General features: G+C 48.0%; 15 protein-coding genes. 2 read left to right on the top strand and 13 right to left on the bottom strand.

Annotated elements, in window-relative coordinates; genetic code table 11:
* Nucleotides 1-208: 208 nt before the first annotated feature.
* The 13 genes from lysS to spoIIE form a co-directional block, all read right to left on the bottom strand.
* Entirely contained in the window at nt 209-1,693 is a 1,485-nt protein-coding gene (gene lysS, locus CHH53_RS16625) for a lysine--tRNA ligase (protein WP_095217257.1), read from the bottom strand.
* Nucleotides 1,694-1,857: 164 nt separating this feature from the next.
* On the bottom strand, nt 1,858-2,847 hold the full coding sequence (gene dusB, locus CHH53_RS16620; RefSeq protein ID WP_095217256.1) for a tRNA dihydrouridine synthase DusB: 990 nt from the start codon (nt 2,845-2,847) through the stop codon (nt 1,858-1,860).
* A gap of 26 nt (nt 2,848-2,873) precedes the next feature.
* Nucleotides 2,874-3,371: a 2-amino-4-hydroxy-6-hydroxymethyldihydropteridine diphosphokinase gene (gene folK / locus CHH53_RS16615; RefSeq protein WP_095217255.1), complete on the bottom strand. Its 498-nt coding sequence runs from the start codon at nt 3,369-3,371 to the stop codon at nt 2,874-2,876.
* Nucleotides 3,368-3,730 (bottom strand): dihydroneopterin aldolase, encoded by a 363-nt coding sequence (gene folB, locus CHH53_RS16610; RefSeq protein ID WP_095217254.1) that lies wholly within the window; start codon nt 3,728-3,730, stop codon nt 3,368-3,370. Before folB ends, folK begins: the two co-directional genes overlap by 4 nt.
* On the bottom strand, nt 3,730-4,548 hold the full coding sequence (gene folP / locus CHH53_RS16605) for a dihydropteroate synthase (RefSeq protein ID WP_095217253.1): 819 nt from the start codon (nt 4,546-4,548) through the stop codon (nt 3,730-3,732). The genes folB and folP overlap by 1 nt, the downstream gene beginning before the upstream one ends.
* A gap of 95 nt (nt 4,549-4,643) precedes the next feature.
* A complete protein-coding gene (gene cysK / locus CHH53_RS16600) occupies nt 4,644-5,567 on the bottom strand; it encodes a cysteine synthase A (RefSeq protein WP_198946069.1) in 924 nt (307 codons plus the stop codon).
* An 85-nt stretch (nt 5,568-5,652) separates the two neighbouring features.
* The gene (gene hslO, locus CHH53_RS16595; RefSeq protein ID WP_095217252.1) at nt 5,653-6,522 is read right to left on the bottom strand and encodes an Hsp33 family molecular chaperone HslO; all 870 of its coding nucleotides are present in this window, start codon (nt 6,520-6,522) and stop codon (nt 5,653-5,655) included.
* Between the two features lie 153 nt (nt 6,523-6,675).
* Nucleotides 6,676-8,724, bottom strand: a complete 2,049-nt coding sequence (gene ftsH, locus CHH53_RS16590) for an ATP-dependent zinc metalloprotease FtsH (protein WP_095217251.1) — start codon at nt 8,722-8,724, stop codon at nt 6,676-6,678.
* A gap of 116 nt (nt 8,725-8,840) precedes the next feature.
* On the bottom strand, nt 8,841-9,392 hold the full coding sequence (gene hpt, locus CHH53_RS16585) for a hypoxanthine phosphoribosyltransferase (protein WP_095217250.1): 552 nt from the start codon (nt 9,390-9,392) through the stop codon (nt 8,841-8,843).
* The gene (tilS, locus tag CHH53_RS16580) at nt 9,385-10,803 is read right to left on the bottom strand and encodes a tRNA lysidine(34) synthetase TilS (protein ID WP_095217249.1); all 1,419 of its coding nucleotides are present in this window, start codon (nt 10,801-10,803) and stop codon (nt 9,385-9,387) included. The genes hpt and tilS overlap by 8 nt, the downstream gene beginning before the upstream one ends.
* 63 nt (nt 10,804-10,866) lie before the next feature.
* Complete coding sequence (locus CHH53_RS16575; RefSeq protein ID WP_095217248.1) at nt 10,867-11,781, bottom strand: protein kinase domain-containing protein; 915 nt, start codon at nt 11,779-11,781, stop codon at nt 10,867-10,869.
* Complete coding sequence (locus CHH53_RS16570; RefSeq protein WP_095217247.1) at nt 11,762-12,502, bottom strand: hypothetical protein; 741 nt, start codon at nt 12,500-12,502, stop codon at nt 11,762-11,764. The genes CHH53_RS16575 and CHH53_RS16570 overlap by 20 nt, the downstream gene beginning before the upstream one ends.
* A 64-nt stretch (nt 12,503-12,566) precedes the next feature.
* Nucleotides 12,567-15,026 carry a stage II sporulation protein E gene (gene spoIIE, locus CHH53_RS16565; protein WP_095217246.1) on the bottom strand — a complete coding sequence of 820 codons (2,460 nt, stop codon included), beginning with the start codon at nt 15,024-15,026 and terminating at the stop codon, nt 12,567-12,569.
* A gap of 390 nt (nt 15,027-15,416) precedes the next feature.
* Between spoIIE and CHH53_RS16560 the strand changes: the two genes are divergently transcribed.
* Nucleotides 15,417-15,863 carry a MarR family winged helix-turn-helix transcriptional regulator gene (locus CHH53_RS16560; RefSeq protein WP_158221593.1) on the top strand — a complete coding sequence of 149 codons (447 nt, stop codon included), beginning with the start codon at nt 15,417-15,419 and terminating at the stop codon, nt 15,861-15,863.
* The gene (locus tag CHH53_RS16555; RefSeq protein WP_095217244.1) at nt 15,860-17,362 is read left to right on the top strand and encodes a DHA2 family efflux MFS transporter permease subunit; all 1,503 of its coding nucleotides are present in this window, start codon (nt 15,860-15,862) and stop codon (nt 17,360-17,362) included. The genes CHH53_RS16560 and CHH53_RS16555 overlap by 4 nt, the downstream gene beginning before the upstream one ends.
* Nucleotides 17,363-17,382 lie beyond the last annotated feature (20 nt).

The following is a 17,382-nucleotide window of genomic DNA, read 5'->3' as shown; positions in this document are numbered from 1 at the left end:
GTTTTCGTCTGTTGCGTTTGCTGCTTCGTTTGAAGCAACTCTAATAATTTACCATGGATGTAATAGCATTGCAATAGTTTTTTTAAAGAAATGTTATATTTTCTTACAAACTGTTATATAGCATTATCCCGCATCCTTTTGCATTCTATGCAAATGCCTATATAAAGGTGAAAAAGAAGAAGGGATACTGCTCCCTTCTTCTTTTTGATCAGGAACGATTCCGCATTTGCGGGAAGAGTAATACATCCCGGATGGATGGAGCATTCGTCAGCAGCATGATCAGGCGGTCGATACCAATGCCCAATCCTCCTGTAGGCGGCATACCATACTCAAGTGACTCCAGGAAGTCCTCATCCATTTCATGTGCTTCGTCATTGCCTTGCTCTTTCTCTTTCAGCTGGGCTTCGAAACGCTGGCGCTGATCGATTGGATCGTTCAGCTCGGAGAACGCATTACCATGCTCTCTTCCTACGATGAATACTTCAAAGCGGTCAGTAAAACGCTCATCTTCCGTATTCTTCTTCGCCAATGGAGAAATCTCTACCGGATGGCCATAGATGAAGGTAGGCTGGATAAGCTTGTCCTCTACGCGCTGTTCAAAGAATTCATTTACAATATGCCCGAATGTCATTGTATCTTTGATTTCGATCCCATTTTCCTTCGCCAGGGCTTTTGCCTCTTCATCGCTCATATGCTTCCAGAAATCAACGCCTGTATATTCTTTTACAGCATCGACCATGTGCAGGCGTTTCCACTTCGGTTCAAGATCTATTTCATACTCACCGTAAGGGATGACCGTTTTACCTAGTACATCTTTCGCCACATGGGCGATCAGGTTTTCTGTCAGTTCCATGATCGTATCCATATCACCATATGCTTCGTATAGCTCAAGCATCGTGAACTCAGGATTGTGACGTGTGGATACTCCCTCATTACGGAATACACGGCCAATTTCGTATACCTTCTCCAATCCGCCCACAATGAGACGTTTCAGGTGAAGCTCGATCGCTATACGCATATAAAGCGGTATATCCAAAGCATTATGGTGGGTAATGAACGGACGAGCTGCCGCTCCACCCGGGATGCTGTGCATTAATGGTGTTTCAACTTCCAAGTATCCGATATCGTCAAGGTAACGGCGGATACTTTGGATGATCTTGCTGCGAGTGATGAACGTTTGCTTCGATTCTGGATTAACGATCAAATCAAGATAGCGCTGACGATAACGCTGCTCAATATCCGTCAAGCCATGGAATTTATCAGGAAGCGGACGAAGCGCCTTGGACAAGATATCAAAGGAAGTTGCCTTAACGGAAAGCTCCCCTACATTCGTCTTGAACATAACACCTGTAACACCGACGATGTCACCTAGATCCGCACTGCTGAATAGCTCATACGCTTCATCCCCAACCTGATCCTTACGTACATAAAGCTGAATCTGGCCGCTTAAGTCCTGCAAATGCGCAAAACCAGCCTTACCTTTTCCTCGCTTCGTCATCAGACGGCCTGCTATGGTAACTTCTGCTTTTTTCTCTTCCAGCTCTTCTTTACTGAAAGCATCAAAAGCAGCTATAAGCTCTTGTGATTGATGCGTACGCTCAAATCTGGCGCCGAAGGGGTTATAACCCTGATTCATGAGCTCTTCCATCTTATCGCGACGCACCTGCATCTGATCGTTTAATTCTTCACTCATCCTGTTCACTCCCATTTCTTCTATAATTCAGTCTCCACCATGCTAAAAAAACTGCCAGCATGACTGGCAGTATTGTTCGTCCTCGTATAATGCGAGGCTTATCGCATTGCTACCTCGTATTAGTATAGAAAAGCAGCACTGCTGTGTCAATAAAGCACGCCCGATTAGGCCATGGCCATGGAAGCTTCCGCTTGATCCGCAAAATCATACAGCACATCGAGCATATCCTCTTTTGTGCTTGTTTGATTGATCAGCTTACGCACTTTCCCATTGCCATCCATACCCTTCAAATACCAAGCAGCATGCTTCCGCATTTCCATGATTGCCACTTTCTCGCCTTTAAGACGTATCAAACGTTCCATATGCAGCACGCAGACATCGATTTTCTCGCGCGGTGTCGGTTCATCCAATATCTCGCCCGTTTCCAAATAATGGACCGTGCGATAAATCATCCATGGATCCCCAAGGGCAGCCCTACCGATCATAACAGCATCCACACCTGTCTCGTCCAATCGCTGCTTCGCAATTTGCGGAGTAGTGATATCTCCATTTCCTATAACAGGGATGGAGACAGATTCTTTCACTTGACGAATGATATCCCAGTTAGCGAGTCCTTCATAGTGCTGCTCACGTGTACGGCCATGCAAGGCTACTGCCGCAGCCCCTGCCTCTTCCAGTGCTTGCGCATTTTCCACAGCATAGATCGTACTATCATCCCAACCTGTCCGCATCTTGACAGTCACTGGCTTGTTCACTTCTTTTACAACGGCGGAAACCATCTCATAGATCTTCTCCGGCTGCAGCAGCCAGCGGGAACCCGCCATATTCTTTGTGATCTTTGGTGCTGGACAGCCCATATTGATATCAATGATATCAGCTGTCGTATTTTGGTCGACAAACTTAGCAGCCTCTACCAGCGTCTCTGGTTTAGCCCCAAATATCTGCAAGCTCATCGGCTTCTCCTGTTCATCTATATAAAGCATATTCATCGTTCTTGCATTCCGGGTCACAATGCCGTTGTCACTGATCATTTCCGCACATACAATTCCCGCACCGAATTCCTTGACGGTCAAGCGGAAAGCAGAATTACTGATACCAGCCATCGGCGCCAATACTACCCGGTTCTTAATGGTGATATCACCAATTTTGAACAACGTCATTACCTCCTGTAAGTCACTTGCTATATATTCAAAGAACCCCAGACCCGGACGCCTTGTGTGTCTTGTTCAGGCATCATGGCCAGCCAATCCCTCACCTGTCTCCCCTTCGCGACAAGATCGGGTGCTATTTCAGCTAATGGCACCAATACAAAAGCACGCTCATGCATACGCGGGTGGGGAAGGGTGAGTTCCTCAACATTCATATTTTCAGTACTATACAGCAAAATGTCAAGGTCGACAGTCCGCGGTCCCCAGCGGATGGTCCTCTCCCGACCCAGGTCCTGCTCGATTTCTTGACAGACACGAAGCAGCTCCAGAGGCTCCAGGTCCGTTTCCACTTCCACGACCAAGTTCAGGAATCGATCTTGATCTTCATAGCCGACTGGATCGGTTTCATATACCGTCGAAACTTGCTTCAGCCGTATGGCAGGATGATTTTTCAATCTCTGGGCAGCCTGCTCCAGGTATGTCTCTTTCGGGGATATATTTGATCCCAGTGCTATCCACGCCTTTTTCATGGACGTTCCCGCCGTATTTCCACCGCTACCGATTCATAATGCCCTGCGATTGGGGGGTCAGGCTTGGTAACCTTGACCGTACACGCCTCCAACAAAGGGAATGCCTCGAATAATTGCTTGGCGATATCTTCTGCAACCGCTTCGATCAGGTTCTTTGCCCGTCCTTCGACAACATCTTTGATGACCTCATATGCCTGTCCGTAGTGAATCGACTGTGTCATATCATCCGATTCACCAGCTGGAGAAAGGTCCAGCTCCAGTACGGCATCCACCATGAAACGCTGCCCAAGCTTATTTTCTTCCGGAAATAGACCATGGTAACCGTAGAATCGCAATTGATTCATATATATTTTATCCATCATTCATGCCCCCTGACTAAAGCGTCCATCATCTTTACAATCCGGGCTGTCCGCTTCACCTCATGCACCCGGACCATATGCACACCCTTTGTAATGCCATATGCTGTGGTCGCAGCTGTGCCCTCATCCCGTTCATCAGCAGGCAGGTCAAGAATCGTCCCGATGAATCTTTTCCTCGATGTTCCAAGGAGTACAGGATAGCCCATTGCGGATATTTTATCCACCTGACGCAGAGCGTCCATATTTTCATCCAAGGACTTCGCAAATCCAATTCCCGGATCCAGCCAAATATCCTCCCGTTTCACTCCTGCCCGCAAGGCAATATCGATACTTTCCTCCAGATCCTTCACCATTTCCGGAATTAAATCATCATAGCGAGCTTCCTCCCGATTGTGCATCAAGATGATCGGAACTCCCGTACGCGCAGCAACGCTGGCCATTTCGGAGTCATATTTGGCTCCCCAGATATCATTGATGATGGATGCACCCGCTTCAATTGCCGCTTCCGCCGTTTTTGCCTTATACGTATCTATCGAAATCGGCAGGTCCACCACTTCCCTTATGGCCTGTATTGCCGGCACTACACGCGCAATCTCTTCATCTGCCGATACCGGCTCGAATCCCGGCCGGGTCGACTCGCCGCCGATATCCAGGATATCCGCTCCTTCTGCGGCTAGCTTCTTTGCTTGTTTGACAGCTGCTTCTACAGTTGTATAACTTCCGCCATCCGAAAAAGAATCCGGTGTCACGTTAATGATTCCCATTACGAGTGTATGCTTAGAAAGATCATATTCTTTATTACCTATCCTGCGTTTCATATCACGTCAACCTCTCGTTCAATCTGTCTATTCTAGTGTACACGAATCGTCACATAAAAAAACACCCCCACCTAGCGGCAGGGGTTCCTGTTTTATCAGTCTTCAAATTGGTATAGCGGTGTAGAGAGGTAGCGTTCCCCGTTACTAGGAACGATCGCCAATACCTTCTTGCCTGGTCCAAGTTCTTTGGCAACCTTTTTAGCTGCAAAAATGGCGGCTCCTGTTGAAACGCCCCCAAGCAGTCCTTCTTTGGCAGCGGCTTCTCTCGCAGTCGCATATGCTTCATCATTTTCCACTTGAATGATTTCAGAATAAATATCCGTATCCAGGATTGCCGGAACAAAGCCCGCACCAATTCCTTGGATTTTATGAGGTCCTGGCTTACCGCCGGATAGAACCGGCGAGCTTGCCGGCTCCACGGCCACAATCCGGATATCCTTATTCAATTCCTTCAGTACATTGCCCACACCGGTGATCGTACCGCCTGTTCCGATTCCGGCTACAAATGCATCAAGGTCGCCGCCGAATTCAGCTGCAATCTCTTTGCCTGTAGTGCGGGCATGAATGGCAGGGTTGGCTTCATTATTGAACTGCTGAGGCATGAAATAGCCATTTTTCTTCTGTAATTCTTCTGCCTTCTGAATGGCTCCCTTCATTCCTTCAGCTCCAGGAGTCAATACAAGCTGTGCTCCATAAGCCCGAAGCAGGTTCCGTCTCTCCATGCTCATCGTATCAGGCATGACAAGAATCGCCTTGTACCCTTTGATTGCCGCGACTAGAGCAAGTCCGATACCGGTGTTGCCGCTTGTCGGTTCGATGATTGTGTCACCTGGGTTCAATCTGCCTTTTTCCTCTGCGTCTTCAATCATTGCAAGAGCAATCCTATCCTTAACAGATCCGCCTGGATTCTGGAATTCAAGCTTTACATAAATCTCGGCACTATCCGCGTCTGCTATACGATTGAGCTTCACGATTGGTGTGTTTCCAATCAATTCAGAAATGGATGATGCAATTGCCATGATCATTCCCCCTAATTCCCACTATTTTAATTGGATTTATTTAACTGTAAGCAAAATTATGCTAAAAGTCAATCTATATGAGTGGTCATTGGAGCAATGCCTTTAAATCCTCTTCGGTGAATGTATATGTCTCATTGCAGAAGTGGCAGCTTGCCTCCGCTCCATGATCTTCGTCGATCATTGCTTGGATCTCTGCGTTTCCAAGACTCTTGATTGCATTCTGGATGCGATCCTTGGAGCATTGGCATGTGAAACTCACCGGCAGACTGTCAAGGAAGCGTATATTCTCTTCTCCGATCAGCTTTTCAAGTATCTGCTCAGGTGTATTCCCTTCTCTGATCAAAGTGGAAATCGGGGCAATGGAATTGATTCGCTCTTCCAATTGCGTGATGATACTGTCATCGGCTCCCGGCATCACTTGAAGAATGAATCCGCCCGCAGCAAGGATGGTATGGTCCGGGTTCACCAGCACACCCGCACCGACTGCAGAAGGCACCTGCTCGGAATTAGCGAAATAATAAGTGAAGTCATCACCGATTTCCCCGGATACAATCGGTACCTGTCCGGTGAACATCTCTTTCAGCCCCAGATCTTTTGCTACGCTCAAGGATCCGACAGTACCAACGGCCCGGGAAACATCCAATTTCCCGACGGAGTTCAGTTCAAAGTCGACATGCGGGTTCGTGATGTATCCCCTCACTTCACCTTTTGCATTACTGTCCACGATGATCGGCCCCACCGGTCCGTCACCTTCAACCTTTACGGTCAGCTTGTCTTCCCCTTTCAGCATGGCCCCCATCATCGCGCTGATTGTCAATGTACGTCCCAAGGCTGCTGATGCTGTTGCCCAAGTATCATGACGACGGCGCGCCTCTTCCACTAATTCTGTTGATTGGATAGCGTATGCCCGGATAGCTCCGTTGAATCCTGTTGCTTTAATTAAATAATCACCCATAAGAGCAATGTCACTCCTTTTATATATCAACCGCTTACGGTCTTTTGTCCACAAGGTATTGTTTATCTTATCATAATCCAGCAGGTAAATCCCTTTATATGTTTACTATACCCAAACAGCGAAAAAAGGCCTCCCGATAGGAGACCTTTTCTTTTATGATCTTGGACGATCATCAGAACCGCCGTCTTGACGCGGTTCATCTTCTGGAATACCTGACTGCTCCCGCGGCGCGGAAGTATCCTCATCGATGGCATTGTCATCGGTCGGTGTTGCTTCCTTATCCTCCTGCGGTTGGATCGTGACGGTCACTTCCTCGTCTTCATCCTTTGTCAGGCTAGTTTTTTTATCGGATTTGCTGCGTTCAGCTGCAATCTCTTCCTCGGTTGGAAGGCGTCCTTTATCAAACAGTGTTTGAATCTGGAATGCATCCAATGTTTCGATCTCAAGCAATGTTTGAGCGATAAGCTCCAGCTTCTCTTTGTTTTCGGTAAGGATCTGTTTGGCACGCGCATAACATTGGTTGATGAAGTTTTGCACTTCCTGATCGATTTCATAGGCGATCGCATCACTGTATGTTTGTTCGTTCTGGATATCCCGGCCAAGGAATACATTCCCGCCATTGCTTGTGAACTGCAACGGACCGATCTTATCACTCATACCGTACTCGGTGACCATCTTGCGTGCGATATTGGTCGCACGCTGGAAGTCATTATGCGCTCCGGTACTTACTTCCCCGAAAATGACCTCCTCTGCAACACGTCCGCCAAGCAAACCGGTAATCTTATCAAGCAATTCCGGCTTGGTCATGAAGTAGCGATCTTCCCTCGGCAGCATGACTGCATAACCGCCGGCCTGGCCTCGAGGTACGATGGTTACTTTATGCACCATATCCGCATCGTCGAGCACCATACCGATGACAGTATGTCCGCTCTCATGATAAGCAACGATATTGCGTTCTTTCTTGGAGATGACACGGCTCTTCTTCGCAGGCCCGGCAATGACACGATCAATCGCTTCATCGACATCGGCCATGACGATTTTATTACGGTCGCTTCGCGCTGCCACCAGAGCAGCCTCGTTCAATAGGTTCTCCAAATCCGCTCCGGAGAAACCTGGAGTACGCATCGCGATTGTACGCAGATTGACGGACTCATCAAGCGGTTTGTTGCGGGCATGCACCTTCAATACTGCTTCACGTCCGCCCAGGTCAGGACGGTCGACCGTAATCTGACGGTCGAAACGGCCCGGACGAAGCAACGCTGGGTCAAGAATGTCTGCACGGTTTGTCGCAGCGATGATGATGATACCTTCATTGGCACCGAAACCATCCATCTCGACTAGCAATTGGTTCAATGTCTGCTCACGCTCATCGTGACCGCCGCCAAGACCAGCTCCACGCTGACGGCCAACGGCATCTATCTCATCGATAAAGATGATACAAGGTGAGTTTTTCTTGGCGTTCTCGAACAAATCACGTACACGGGATGCACCGACCCCTACAAACATCTCTACGAAGTCCGAACCACTTATAGAGAAGAACGGCACGCCGGCTTCCCCTGCTACCGCACGGGCAAGCAATGTCTTACCGGTACCTGGAGGTCCGACCAGAAGCACACCTTTCGGAATACGCGCTCCGACAGCGGAGAACTTACGAGGGTCTTTGAGGAAGTCGACAACTTCAACAAGCTCCTGCTTTTCTTCGTCTGCTCCGGCTACATCGCGGAACTTCACTTTCTTCTTCTCTTCGTTGTACATCTTCGCCTTGCTCTTGCCGAAGTTCATCACTCGGTTGCCGCCGCCTTGGGCCTGGCTCATGAAGAACAAGAAGATAAGCACAAGCAGCAAGATAGGGAAGATGGATGTCAGCAGAGTCTGCCAGAAACTAGGCTGCGGCTCTTCGTCTGCATTCAGCTTCACGCCTTGTTCATTTGCAGTATTGATGATATCACTCATCAGCTGTTCATTCTGAGGTATCTCAGTCTGGAACTGCTTGTCATCCTCCGTCTCGCCCCGTATCGTATAGATATTGTTAGTAGGCTGGACGGTCATGCTTTGTATGTCACCACTCTCAAGTGTGGTCCTGAATTTGTTAATGTCATACTGTTCGATTTCATTCGTCTGATTCCTGAATAAGTTGATCACACCGATAATGACTACAAATATAATTATAACCATTAGGGTATTACGGAACACTTTGCTCATTGCCTACCTCCTCCCAAACGAGAAAACTATAGTAAATACTACCATATGCAAAACCTGCTACACAACTAAATACCCTTTACCATATGTAAAAGGAAGCCATTCCATGCCGATACCGTTTATTCGGTCCGGGCGCCGCCATACACTTCGGGTTTCAGCACACCGATATACGGCAAATTGCGATACTTCTCCTGATAATCCAAACCATAGCCGACTACGAATTCATTTGGCACACGGAAACCGACCAAGTCCGCCTGGATCTTCGCCGTACGTCCCGAAGGCTTATCGAGCAGTGTGACAATCTTAATCGATTTTGCTTTCCGGTATTTGAATAAGTCCACCAGATAGCTCAAAGTAAGGCCGCTGTCGATGATATCCTCAATGATCAGAAGATCTCTGCCTTCCACTTTTGTATCCAGATCCTTGACGATCTTCACTTCGCCAGTCGATGACATGCCTCCGGCGTAGCTGGATACATCCATGAAATCCATCTCAAGATGTGTATCCATATGACGGAGCACATCAGACATGAAAGGAAGGGCGCCTTTCAAAACACCGATGGCAAGCGGGAAGGAATCTTTATATTCCTCTGTAAGCTGCTTTCCGATCTCAGCACATTTGGCTTCGATCTCTTCCTTCGTAATCAATATTTTCTCAATCTCATCATGCATTGCTCGGTCCTCCTGTTTGTTCCCCATTTTTCGCTTGGTAGCACAGACGCAGATAGCTGCCTGTTCCTCCTGTTGTTCTGCCTGTTTCCCCTTTTCTTAAACCGATAAGCCATAAAATAGTGCCAGTCGCATCCTCCACAATCGGCCAAACCCGCCGTTCATCAGCAGGAATTTTTTCATCAATGAAAATATCTTTTACTTTTTTGGTCCCTCTCATTCCGCGAAGCTTCATTTTGTCGCCATTTTTCCTTGTGCGCACCCGTAAAGGCAGGGTGACATCGTCAAGGGGCAATACGAAGATATGGGAACTGTTTTCAATTGGGTGAGGGGTAAAAGTAGCCTTTAATAGAGATCCATCAGGTAACGTGACGCATCCGGGAGCGTGTAATGTATAGTGGAATAAGTCTTTCTCCTCAATACGGAAAGAAACCGTCATGCGGCCATAAGACTTTGTCAGTTGTAATCCTGCCGGAAAATCTAGAGAGCTGTTTGCTTTAGAGCTAGCTATCAGTTCAAAAAATTGCGCTTCATGCCGATGATGCAAGTCCACCGGAAGCGCTTGATACAGATACATCAATATTAGATGATACACTCTTCTTTGTAAAGCAATCGGGTATGTAAGAAATCGTTCTATTTCAAAGGCTGCCGTCTGTTTCACGGCATCATATTCCACCACCTCTTTGAACATCTTCGCCGCCTGTCCCTCCAGGTATGCTTCATCCGCTTTAAGCGCTTCACTGAAGCGCTGCGCGTGTTGATGGAAGGCAGGGAACTCCTTTTTTAACGGAGTCAGGACACGATGCCGGAAAAGATTACGTGTATAATCTTCCGTGGCATTTGACGGATCGATGCGATACGGTATATCATGCTGTTCACAATATTGTTGGATTTCCGATTTGCTGCACGACAGCATCGGCCGGATGATTTCTCCGCCGGCAAATGGTCTCCGGACGTCCATTCCGCTGACAGCTGCAGGATTGGAGCCGCGCGCCAGACGCATCAGAATTGTTTCCGCCTGATCATCTCCATGGTGGGCGAGGAACAAAGCGTCTGCCTCGAAATGCGTCATACGCTCCTCGAAATAGCGATAGCGCATCTCCCTGGCTGCCACTTGGGTACTCTTTTGATGTGTTTCCTTCCAGGCTGGAACATCCACTGTTACAGATTCTGATCTAATCCCCCATTTTTCGCAAATGGATTCCACGAATTCAGCATCCAGCTTGGATTCTTCTCCGCGCAGACCATGATCTACACTCAGCGCAATGATATGCCACCCCCTCTGCTTCTCCTGTTCCTTCAGGAAATGGAGCAGTGCCATCGAATCCGGTCCGCCGGATACGCCGACCAGGATAGTGGCGCCTTCCTTCCATAAACCATGCCTGTCCATAAAAGCTGTCACAGTCTGTTTCATTTACCTTCATCCTTATTGTAGTTGCTGCTTTTATCGTACCACTGATATGGCAAGACAAAAAGCTTATTGCAGCATATACAGCAAATAGCAAACGATAGCATAGACACTTAGTGCAATGCTTTCTCCCAGACCTGTCTTGCTTCGGCCGTTTTTTCTCATTCTGGAAGGCACAGATACCGGGGCAGGCGACTTCTGTCTCATCAGGAGTTTCATTAAATCTTGCTTCATTCCGGTGCTGTCAGTGTATTTGCCCATCACTGCTTTTTCCAGAATGGGCCGCAGCTTCCCAGCTGAGCCAAGAACCTTCTTAAGCGTGATTTTTGGTGTTTCACCCTTTGCAAACCTTCCGCCATTCAAAATTTCCAGCGCTGTCATGGCAAGCGCGAACAAGTCATACGCCGGTTCTGCTTTCCTGCTCCCCATCCCCCAGAAACCGCGGTCATAAAACTCGGTATATTCCTTGATTGCGCGACCTAGCTGTGTCGTCCCCCCGACGTCCACCCATCGGAGACGTACAGGATTTTCACTGACGACCAGATTATCGAGCTTCAAATCACCGAAAATCCATCCTGTCCGATGGAGATGACTCAGATCCTCCAGCAGTCCCAGCATCAATACCGGCAGCCATTCTGGTCCCTTTGCCTTGATGTACGCATCAAGCCTGCTCCCTTGGATATATTCCATGACATAAAAGGTATAGAGCTGACCGCTCGGGCTGACATAATCATCGGTATCAAACAAACAAGGCCCGAGGAAATATCCCTGGACCTTTTTCAGCGATTGCAGCACCTTGACTTCCATCATCATGGAGGTACGCTTATCACTGATTTTCAAGGCGGCATGTTTGCCATTTCTTTCTGTCAGATACACCGAACCGATTGCCCCGCTTCCAAGTTTTCGAATCAACGGATACTCTCCATGATGCCACTTACCGGACAAACGGATGCCAGTGCGTATATCAGCTGCCGAATTCTTCATATTCGGTCATCCCATCATTTTCCGGGCGCTTATGGAGCGACTGACGGCTGAATTCATGTATCGCCTCCCTGAGCGCAGGTCCGGTCGGTGTCACGCCCCCTGTTGCAAGCTTTGGAAATACAGATGACACGTTTTCCAGCCGTTCGGTCCATTCCATCACTTTGACGGCAGCCTCCCTTTTCCCCGGGAAACCAAATATGGCGAACTTGTTATTGCCAAGTCGTGCATTCATGCTGATTGACAAATCGATCAGCGCTTCCTTCACCACCGGGAGCTTATGATGCATACTGGCGCTCGTATCGACAAGGATAAGCACTTCCAGATTAGCCGTCTCACTTATTTCCTCGACCACCTCCAGCACGTCCCCCCTTTTTTCCGGCGGCAGGTCGTCCAAGGTATTGCCTGGACCCAGGATCTGTTTCAGCTCTTTATTGACGACTCCCTCGATCGTCTGGGTCATTGCCTGTTTTGTCACCATCTGGATCGTCTCTGTCAGGGCTTGCTTATAGATCAGCTGGCTGACACCGCCTCCTGCTTTTGCGATATTCTCCACCTCTCCAAGGCTGACTGAGTGTTCGGTATTCCCCTCCTCCAAAATACCGATGACATTTACCGTAATATGTTGAGCATAAGCCAAAGCAGCGACTGCAGCCGGGTCTTCCCCGCGATTTGAGCATCCATCTGTGATCAGCAGGATTTGTTTCATCGTACTCGGTTTCATCGTTATCCCTCTTCTCCATTCGTTATCTCCATCTTCGACGGGAAAAGAGGATTATATACGTTCCTTACGCCTCCTTCACTTTGTTTTTATAAGTAGGGATGGACGCCCATTCAGGCATATTCCGATCTATGGCAGCCACCATTACTGTCATGTCATCCTCTATCTCTCCTTCTCTATGGCGGACAACCTCCTCCAGGAGCAAATCCGCCATTTCCTGAGGCACGGTTGTTTTCATTTCCTTGATTTTCCGTTTCAGCCACATATCCGTATTCTCCACATGACGCGGTGCTTCAAAGATGCCGTCACTCATCATGACCAGCAAATCCCCCGGCAGCAGCTGCTCCTTGACGACATCCACCTCCAGATCCTGCACGATGCCGATCGGCAGGTTGCCAGACTCTATTTTAATGACCTGATCACCTCGCTTAATGAAGCTCGGTGTCGATCCGATTTTAAGGAATTGGACAGCTGCGTCATGCAAATCGATGACTGCCAGATCCAATGTAGCGAATATCTCCTCATTGGAGCGGAGCGAGAGGATCGAATTGATTGATTTGATTGCGACTTCTTCCCTGATTCCCGACTGCAGGATCTGCTGCAGCAGCCGCAGCGTCTCGGTGCTCTCCTCATGGGCCCGATCTCCATTTCCCATTCCATCACTGATTGCAATCGCGTACTTGCCCGCCCCTAGTTCGATCGTGGAAAAACTATCCCCCGAAACGAACCCCCCACCTTTTGCCGCATGCGCAACTCCCGTATCCACAACGAATTTCTTGATGGAAGCAAACGCCAGGAAGCAGGATTTATCCGGAAACGGCGCTATCTCTTCCTTCGTCACGACGACAGTCTCCCCCAGAATGTCGGATAAAATAGGACCGATCAGCTTCTGCCCCTCGCCATGATATCCCTGTATGGATACATGCATTTCAATATCAATACTCCCTTTCGTCAGGGAGAACACATCCAGCTTATCCACGACTAAGCCAGCCGCTCGTAAAGCAGCCATCATCTCCACTTCCTGCTGTTCATGATTCTCCTTCTCCTTGACGATTTCTTTTGCGAAATCGCCCATCACCTCGGATACACCATTCAGCTGATCGGCGACAAAGCGGCGACTTTCCTGTACTTGCCGCCGCAGCATCTGATTCGCTTGGTAGAAACTCAGCTCATGCTTCATCGTTTCCATCACCTTCTTCGATTTGACACAGTGGGACTCCAAGTTCCGTTCCAAAAGCTTATTCGGCGGCCCGCCATCCTCCATGTCTTCCTTCAGGCTCTCCATTAACTGGTATGTGCGGTCAAACTGCTGCGCTCCCCAGCACCGGTCCTTTTTGAAGCACAGCTGACATGTCTGCTCGGTTACATTCCCAAGCAGGAAATCGGTTTCCCTATTCCGCACATCCTCTGCAGCCCGCTCTGGCGTGGCGAAGCTTTTTGCCAATGCATCGAATACATTGGAGAACTGCTGGACTCGATTAGCCGTCACATCCCGTACTTTCTGTAAATATTGCTCTTGCTCCTGGCTGTGTTCAGCAGTACCGGGAACAAACCGGGACATGCGTCTAATCCAGCTTTCCGGAGTCAAAACAAGCAGGAAGATACTCATGACGGAAGCAAGCAAGGAAGGATACACTTCCTGCACCCCTTGCTCCTGTCCGTACAGCCCGATAAGCAAAGTACCAATGATGAGACCTATGCTCACCCCGATTTTCTTCCCATCCTTCAATAAGCCGCCAAGCAACCCGGCAAATGCCAGCAAACTCATCTCATAGAGACTGGCTACATTGGCAAGACTGAGAATCAAGCCGGCGACCACGCCGACAGTAGAACCCATTGCCGCTCCGCCGATCAATGCCAGCAGCAGGACAAAATAGCGGGAGAATATTTGCTCGACCCCTGCACCTTGTACTTGCCATCCAATCGTGCCAGTCAGGACCGAGGCCAGCAGAATGATCAAGCAGACAATTTCTTCATTCTTTAATGCCGGATAATATCTTTTAACGGATAAGAGCGGAATGCTTTGCATAAAGATGATAAAGAGAACAGAACCAAGGATGCCCTCGACACCTATCATCATCCAATCGAAGCTGGACAGCGTATTTTCATAAGAGAATACCAGCATCCTCGGAAGTGAGCATGCCAGGAATACGAGCACGGCCATCACCCGGATTTGATGCGGAATCCTCTTACAAAGCATTGCCAGGAAATAAAGGACGAATGCAGCACCAGCTATATACAGGCCATGTGTCCACTGATAGGTACAAGCACCGGCAATTGTAGCAAGTGTGATCGGCATCATCCTTTTTCTTCTTGTCAGCCAAATGGATGCCAGAAATGCCGCAGCAAATGGTGAAACGGTGGTCAGTACCACTGCCCGTCCAAGTAAGAAGCCTACTAGTGCCAAAAGCCATGCCTTTTCGATCAATAGAAGTTTTGCCAGTCCGAACCCCTTCTTCTTCCAATTCTCAAAACGCTTTTGCTCCACTCCATAGAAACCCCATTTCTTTCTTGATACCGTCTCCATTTCATTGAACACTCCTGTCCTCATATTTACCGAGGCTATGTGTACATACCATGGCATACCCCGGGACAAACTCTTATTTGAATAAAGTCATTTAAACACATCAAGCCTTCACAATTTGTCAAAAGAACCGAGCGAGACCTAAAAACTTTTCGACTTAATCCCATACCTTTTCACCGGCTTCAACACAGCTTGGACAGAAAAACTCTTTTGCATCAGTTATCCTTGTCGTAATAAGCTCTTGTTCCGTACGTCTTGTCAGAAAACTTTTATTTTTCAACGGAAGCGTTTTCCGCGAGATTTCTATATTGCATTTTAAAATAAGAAGAGTAGAATAGTTCCTACTGAAACAGTTCGCATGCGAACTATTTTTTTGTTGAGGGGATGACAACTTTGACTGATGAGGAAAAAATCAGCCAAGTCGTCCAATCATTTCGCTGTTTGAACCAAGCTTTTCACAAGCAATTCTGGCACAATGCCGATCAATTAGGAGTGACGGTCGTTCAGCTGCACATCCTAAAAGTATTGGCGAACGAGCCCGGAACTGGCTTGAACGATCTTGCGCATAAAGTGAATGCGAGCAAGAGCACAGTAAGCGAAACGGTTGAAAGGCTTGTACAAGCTGAATTGGTAAAACGGGAGCGCTCGACACATGACCGGCGGGCCATCGTACTGTCACTGACTTCAAAGGGACTGGAGCAGAAAAAGACGGCATACCGAACCTATTTGCAAAGATTGGAGAGCATTTCAGACTTCAGCACGGAGGAAATCGAGACATTATTGTCTCTTCACGACCGTTTGCTAAATAAAATTACTACTCAAGGAGATGAAGCAACATGAAAGATCGTTCTGCATATGTAGATCCGCAGACGCTAAAAAGAGGGCCGATCGTCGCCATCTTGGTTCTAGGTGCATTCGTGGCCATTCTGAACCAAACGCTGATGAATATCGCACTGCCGAAAATGATGGTGGATTTGGATATACAAGAAAACTCAGCGCAATGGCTGACAACAGCATTCATGCTGGTCAATGGTATCCTGATTCCGATCACCGCCTTCTTTATGGAAAGATTCACAACTCGTAAGCTATTCATCACCGCTATGAGCTTGTTCGCAATTGGAACACTCATTTGCGGAGTCGGACCTGAATTCACAACAATCCTGATCGGTCGTATCGTACAAGCAGCAGGTGCAGGTATCATGATGCCATTATTGTTCAATACTGTATTGAGCTTGTACCCAATCGAAAAACGAGGCAGTGCAATGGGTGTCATCGGACTTGCGATGATGTTCGCGCCGGCAATCGGACCTACACTATCCGGTTTTGTCGTAGAGCATGCATCTTGGAGATGGTTATTCTTCATCATCCTGCCAATCGCTATCATTGATGTCATCTTGGCAATCTTTGTTTTGCGCAATGTAACCAAAACACAGAAATCATCAGTCGATGTTCTGTCTGTAATCCTTTCTACCGTAGGATTCGGCGGCTTGTTATACGGCTTCAGTGTCGCAGGGGATAAAGGCTGGGGTTCCGCGCCGGTAGTCTCCACACTAATTGTAGGTGGAATTGCCTTGCTGATTTTCATCATCCGTCAGCTGACAATCAAAAAACCGATGCTCGAGTTCCGTGTATTCAAATATTGGATGTTTTCCCTATCGACTACAATCAACGTCGTCATCACGATGGCAATGTTCGCAGCGATGCTATTGATTCCGATTTTCACACAGAATATGCTTGGTTACTCACCGCTTAAATCAGGTCTATTACTATTGCCTGGTGCACTGGTATCAGCCATTATGTCACCTATCACAGGTAAGCTATTCGACAAGATCGGTGCTCGTCCGCTTGCATTGATCGGTCTATTGATCACTACGATCACAACTTACTTCCTAAGTACGTTGTCCATTGATACGACTTACACATATATGATGACTGTTTATACCTTCCGTATGGTCGGTGTATCCATGGTTATGATGCCAATCATGACAGCTGGATTGAATCAGCTGCCGAAACGCTATTATGCGCACGGAACAGCGATGGCAAATACACTTCGCCAAATGGCGGGTGCGATTGGTACCGCTCTGCTTGTCACAGTGTTCTCCACTCAATCCAAAGAACATGTAACTGACATGATCACGTCCGGTACACCGCAGCAGCAAGCAACATTGCTTGGTTCCATCGAGGGTATCAATGATGCCTTCTGGATTGCAACGATCATCGCAGCAGTCGGATTCCTGCTTTCCTTCTTCTTAAGAAAGGTACGTCCTGCAGACGAAATCGAACAGGAACAATCGACAGCTACAACAACACCAATCGGAAAAACTTCCGAAACACATTAATAAAAAACCTGCATCCGTTA

Source organism: Terribacillus sp. 7520-G (assembly GCF_002271665.1).
Lineage (GTDB): Bacteria > Bacillota > Bacilli > Bacillales > Amphibacillaceae > Terribacillus.
This window is presented reverse-complemented; position numbering and strand designations above follow the sequence as displayed.

Bases quoted from the DNA above. Each gene is read 5' to 3' on its own strand.
- lysS (WP_095217257.1), bottom strand. From the start codon at position 1,693: ATGAGTGAAGAATTAAACGATCAGATGCAGGTGCGTCGCGATAAGATG.
- folK (WP_095217255.1), bottom strand. From the start codon at position 3,371: ATGAAAAAGGCGTGGATAGCACTGGGATCAAATATATCCCCGAAAGAG.
- folB (WP_095217254.1), bottom strand. From the start codon at position 3,730: ATGGATAAAATATATATGAATCAATTGCGATTCTACGGTTACCATGGT.
- folP (WP_095217253.1), bottom strand. From the start codon at position 4,548: ATGAAACGCAGGATAGGTAATAAAGAATATGATCTTTCTAAGCATACA.
- cysK (WP_198946069.1), bottom strand. From the start codon at position 5,567: ATGGCAATTGCATCATCCATTTCTGAATTGATTGGAAACACACCAATC.
- hslO (WP_095217252.1), bottom strand. From the start codon at position 6,522: ATGGGTGATTATTTAATTAAAGCAACAGGATTCAACGGAGCTATCCGG.
- ftsH (WP_095217251.1), bottom strand. From the start codon at position 8,724: ATGAGCAAAGTGTTCCGTAATACCCTAATGGTTATAATTATATTTGTA.
- hpt (WP_095217250.1), bottom strand. From the start codon at position 9,392: ATGCATGATGAGATTGAGAAAATATTGATTACGAAGGAAGAGATCGAA.
- tilS (WP_095217249.1), bottom strand. From the start codon at position 10,803: ATGAAACAGACTGTGACAGCTTTTATGGACAGGCATGGTTTATGGAAG.
- CHH53_RS16575 (WP_095217248.1), bottom strand. From the start codon at position 11,781: ATGAAGAATTCGGCAGCTGATATACGCACTGGCATCCGTTTGTCCGGT.
- CHH53_RS16570 (WP_095217247.1), bottom strand. From the start codon at position 12,502: ATGAAACCGAGTACGATGAAACAAATCCTGCTGATCACAGATGGATGC.
- spoIIE (WP_095217246.1), bottom strand. From the start codon at position 15,026: ATGGAGACGGTATCAAGAAAGAAATGGGGTTTCTATGGAGTGGAGCAA.
- CHH53_RS16555 (WP_095217244.1), top strand. From the start codon at position 15,860: ATGAAAGATCGTTCTGCATATGTAGATCCGCAGACGCTAAAAAGAGGG.